A 5546-nucleotide genomic window follows, 5' to 3' on the forward strand; every position below is an offset into this window, starting at 1 on the left:
TAAAAGAAGTCCGGCGGTGTCCTACTCTCCCACAGGGTCCCCCCTGCAGTACCATCGGCGCTGTGAGGCTTAGCTTCCGGGTTCGGAATGTAACCGGGCGTTTCCCTCACGCTATGGCCGCCGAAACACTATTGATGTTTCAATCAAACACATAACAAAGTCATTGTTGTTATGCGGTTCTCGACCGTACATCGAGAACCACTCAGTGGACGCGTAGCACCAACAAACGGTGTGTTATCAAGTCATCGGCTTATTAGTACCAGTCAGCTGCATGCATTACTGCACTTCCACATCTGGCCTATCAACCCAGTAGTCTGGCTGGGAGCCTCTCACCCGAAGGTATGGAAATCTCATCTTGAGGCCGGCTTCCCGCTTAGATGCTTTCAGCGGTTATCCATCCCGAACGTAGCTAATCAGCGGTGCTCCTGGCGGAACAACTGACACACCAGAGGTTCGTCCAACCCGGTCCTCTCGTACTAGGGTCAGATCCTCTCAAATTTCCTACGCGCGCAGCGGATAGGGACCGAACTGTCTCACGACGTTCTAAACCCAGCTCGCGTACCGCTTTAATGGGCGAACAGCCCAACCCTTGGGACCTACTCCAGCCCCAGGATGCGACGAGCCGACATCGAGGTGCCAAACCATGCCGTCGATATGGACTCTTGGGCAAGATCAGCCTGTTATCCCCGAGGTACCTTTTATCCGTTGAGCGACAGCGCTTCCACAAGCCACTGCCGGATCACTAGTCCCGACTTTCGTCCCTGCTCGACCTGTCAGTCTCACAGTCAAGCTCCCTTGTGCACTTACACTCGACACCTGATTGCCAACCAGGTTGAGGGAACCTTTGGGCGCCTCCGTTACTTTTTGGGAGGCAACCGCCCCAGTTAAACTACCCACCAGGCACTGTCCCTGAACCGGATTACGGTTCGAAGTTAGATATCCAGAGTGACCAGAGTGGTATTTCAACAATGACTCCACACGAACTGGCGTCCATGCTTCAAAGTCTCCCACCTATCCTACACAAGCCACACCGAACACCAATACCAAGCTGTAGTAAAGGTCACGGGGTCTTTCCGTCCTGCTGCGCGTAACGAGCATCTTTACTCGTAATGCAATTTCGCCGAGTTCGCGGTTGAGACAGTTGGGAAGTCGTTACGCCATTCGTGCAGGTCGGAACTTACCCGACAAGGAATTTCGCTACCTTAGGATGGTTATAGTTACCACCGCCGTTTACTGGGGCTTAAATTCTCAGCTTCGCCTTGCGGCTAACCGGTCCTCTTAACCTTCCAGCACCGGGCAGGCGTCAGTCCGTATACATCGTCTTGCGACTTGGCACGGACCTGTGTTTTTAGTAAACAGTCGCTACCCACTAGTCTCTGCGGCCACCACACCCTTTTCGGAGCAAGTCCGTATAAGTGGATGGCCCCCCTTCTCCCGAAGTTACGGGGGCATTTTGCCGAGTTCCTTAACCACGATTCTCTCGATCTCCTTGGTATTCTCTACCTGACCACCTGAGTCGGTTTGGGGTACGGGCGGCTAGAACCTCGCGTCGATGCTTTTCTTGGCAGCATAGGATCACCCACTTATTATCCGCATCGTGTCTCAGCCTATGTGAACGGCGGATTTGCCTACCGTTCGGCCTACGCACTTGCACCCGGACAACCATCGCCGGGCTGGGCTACCTTCCTGCGTCACACCTGTTAATACGCTAACCGCACCAGAATGGGGTCGTGCGCTAGGCCCAGAGCGTCACCCCGAAGGGATCAGTCACTGGGATTCAGACACTTAGCACTACTGGATTAGCTTGGGCGGTTCTTCGCCGGTACGGGAATATCAACCCGTTGTCCATCGACTACGCCTGTCGGCCTCGCCTTAGGTCCCGACTTACCCAGGGAAGATTAGCTTGACCCTGGAACCCTTGGTCTTTCGGAGGACGTGTTTCTCACACGTCATTCGCTACTCATGCCTGCATTCTCACTCGTGTAGCCTCCACGGCTGGTTTACACCGCCGCTTCGCTGGCCACACGACGCTCTCCTACCCATCAACACGGCTGGACCACGAAGGCCTACCAATAATGTCAATGCCACAACTTCGGTGGCGTGCTTGAGCCCCGTTACATTGTCGGCGCGGAATCACTTGACCAGTGAGCTATTACGCACTCTTTCAAGGGTGGCTGCTTCTAAGCCAACCTCCTGGTTGTCAAGGCAACTCCACATCCTTTCCCACTTAGCACGCGCTTTGGGACCTTAGTTGGTGGTCTGGGTTGTTTCCCTCTCGACTATGAAGCTTATCCCCCACAGTCTCACTGCTGCGCTCTCACTTACCGGCATTCGGAGTTTGGCTGACGTCAGTAACCTTGTAGGGCCCATCGGCCATCCAGTAGCTCTACCTCCGGCAAGAAACACGCAACGCTGCACCTAAATGCATTTCGGAGAGAACCAGCTATCACGAAGTTTGATTGGCCTTTCACCCCTATCCACAGCTCATCCCCTCAGTTTTCAACCTAAGTGGGTTCGGTCCTCCACGACGTCTTACCGTCGCTTCAACCTGGCCATGGATAGATCACTTCGCTTCGGGTCTAGGACATGCGACTGAATCGCCCTATTCAGACTCGCTTTCGCTACGGCTACCCCACACGGGTTAACCTCGCCACATATCGCTAACTCGCAGGCTCATTCTTCAAAAGGCACGCTGTCACCCCTACTAAGGAGGCTCCAACGGTTTGTAAGCAAACGGTTTCAGGTACTATTTCACTCCCCTCCCGGGGTACTTTTCACCTTTCCCTCACGGTACTTGTCCGCTATCGGTCATCTGGGAGTATTTAGGCTTATCAGGTGGTCCTGACAGATTCACACGGGATTTCACGGGCCCCGTGCTACTTGGGATACTCTTCGCGCCAAGCAAGGCATTTCGACTACGGGGTTGGCACCCTCTATGACCGGCCTTTCAAGACCGTTCGTCTATACCTTCTTGTAACGCCGCCACCTCGGCAGAGATGACTGAAAAGTCCCACAACCCCCAACGTGCAACACCTGCCGGCTATCACACACGCTAGGTTTAGCCTGTTCCGGTTTCGCTCGCCACTACTAACGGAATCGCGGTTGCTTTCTCTTCCTGTGGGTACTGAGATGTTTCACTTCCCCACGTTCCCTCTACCCGCCCTATATATTCAGGCGGGAGTCACTAGGTCGGCACGCCGCCCAGCGGGGTTTCCCCATTCGGACACCCTCGGATCAAAACTTGCTTATCAGTTCCCCGAGGCTTATCGCAGATTGCTACGTCCTTCTTCGGCTCCAGATGCCAAGGCATCCACCGTTTGCTCTTAAAGACTTGAAATCACATGAGTTTGAATCAGAATCGACACCAAACCCCAAAAAGAGGTTTGGATTGAAATTGACTAATGATCTTTAAGATCATCTTGTGCAACAACCCGAAGGCTGCTGCAAGATGCTCGCGTCCACTGTGTAGTTCTCAAAGTACGGGCGGTACCCCTTGACGCCACCCCAACCGGGGAAACGACAAAAGGTCCAGAGGTACAGATTCGAATCCCGAAAGATCCGCATCCGGTCCCTCAGGACCCAACAGCGTGCAGACACCCGCCCCCTCACCCAGAACCTTCCAACCGCTCCGAAGAACGACGTACTAGCTCCAAGATCAGATCTTGATGTCATGTCAAATGTTCCACCCATGAGCTCCCAGCGAAGAACGAATGCCTTCGATCTGGGTTCTGGAAGTCCGAAGACTCCAAGTGCTCCTTAGAAAGGAGGTGATCCAGCCGCACCTTCCGGTACGGCTACCTTGTTACGACTTAGTCCTAATTACCGATCCCACCTTCGACGGCTCCCTCCACAAGGGTTAGGCCACCGGCTTCAGGTGTTACCGACTTTCATGACTTGACGGGCGGTGTGTACAAGACCCGGGAACGTATTCACCGCAGCGTTGCTGATCTGCGATTACTAGCGACTCCGACTTCATGAGGTCGAGTTGCAGACCTCAATCCGAACTGGGACCGGCTTTTTGGGATTCGCTCCACCTCGCGGTATTGCAGCCCTTTGTACCGGCCATTGTAGCATGCGTGAAGCCCAAGACATAAGGGGCATGATGATTTGACGTCATCCCCACCTTCCTCCGAGTTGACCCCGGCAGTATCCCATGAGTTCCCACCATTACGTGCTGGCAACATAGAACGAGGGTTGCGCTCGTTGCGGGACTTAACCCAACATCTCACGACACGAGCTGACGACAACCATGCACCACCTGTTTACGAGTGTCCAAAGAGTTGACCATTTCTGGCCCGTTCTCGTATATGTCAAGCCTTGGTAAGGTTCTTCGCGTTGCATCGAATTAATCCGCATGCTCCGCCGCTTGTGCGGGTCCCCGTCAATTCCTTTGAGTTTTAGCCTTGCGGCCGTACTCCCCAGGCGGGGAACTTAATGCGTTAGCTGCGTCACGGAATCCGTGGAATGGACCCCACAACTAGTTCCCAACGTTTACGGGGTGGACTACCAGGGTATCTAAGCCTGTTTGCTCCCCACCCTTTCGCTCCTCAGCGTCAGTTACGGCCCAGAGATCTGCCTTCGCCATCGGTGTTCCTCCTGATATCTGCGCATTCCACCGCTACACCAGGAATTCCAATCTCCCCTACCGCACTCTAGTCTGCCCGTACCCACTGCAGGCCGGAGGTTGAGCCTCCGGATTTCACAGCAGACGCGACAAACCGCCTACGAGCTCTTTACGCCCAATAATTCCGGATAACGCTTGCGCCCTACGTATTACCGCGGCTGCTGGCACGTAGTTAGCCGGCGCTTTTTCTGCAGGTACCGTCACTTTCGCTTCTTCCCTGCTAAAAGAGGTTTACAACCCGAAGGCCGTCATCCCTCACGCGGCGTTGCTGCATCAGGCTTGCGCCCATTGTGCAATATTCCCCACTGCTGCCTCCCGTAGGAGTCTGGGCCGTGTCTCAGTCCCAGTGTGGCCGGTCACCCTCTCAGGCCGGCTACCCGTCGACGCCTTGGTGAGCCATTACCTCACCAACAAGCTGATAGGCCGCGAGCCCATCCCCAACCGAAAAATCTTTCCAGACGCAGACCATGCGGTCACGTCACATATCCAGTATTAGACGCCGTTTCCAGCGCTTATCCCAGAGTCAGGGGCAGGTTGCTCACGTGTTACTCACCCGTTCGCCACTGATCCCACAGAGCAAGCTCCGTGTTCACCGTTCGACTTGCATGTGTTAAGCACGCCGCCAGCGTTCATCCTGAGCCAGGATCAAACTCTCCGTAAAAAAGAAATGCATACCCCACCGGGAAAACGGTGACGCAGCGAGTTTGATGCTGACCAAAGAGACAAATTCATTGCTGACTTCATCCGAATGCCAACCCCACAAGGAGGTTGGTCTTTGATCCAAAGGAATTCTCACCCCCACCGAAGTGGAGACGAGGATAATTTGGCATTTGACAAGTGCACGCTGTTGAGTTCTCAAGGATCGGATGCTCCCACGACCCAGCCATCACAGCCAGGCCCGAAGGGCAACTTCTCTATCTTA

3 rRNA genes are annotated in these 5546 nt (G+C 54.4%); all 3 read right to left on the reverse strand.

Going from position 1 to position 5546, the window contains the following annotated elements:
* Positions 1 to 8: 8 nt before the first annotated feature.
* Positions 9 to 125 (reverse strand): 5S ribosomal RNA (gene rrf / locus ABD648_RS20200).
* Between the two features lie 108 nt (positions 126 to 233).
* Positions 234 to 3337, reverse strand: a 23S ribosomal RNA gene (locus tag ABD648_RS20205).
* Between the two features lie 423 nt (positions 3338 to 3760).
* A 16S ribosomal RNA gene (locus ABD648_RS20210) occupies positions 3761 to 5285 on the reverse strand.
* The 16S, 23S and 5S rRNA genes sit together here, the layout of an rRNA operon.
* Positions 5286 to 5546 lie beyond the last annotated feature (261 nt).

It is taken from the genome of Microbacterium luteolum, assembly GCF_039533965.1.
Lineage (GTDB): Bacteria > Actinomycetota > Actinomycetes > Actinomycetales > Microbacteriaceae > Microbacterium > Microbacterium luteolum.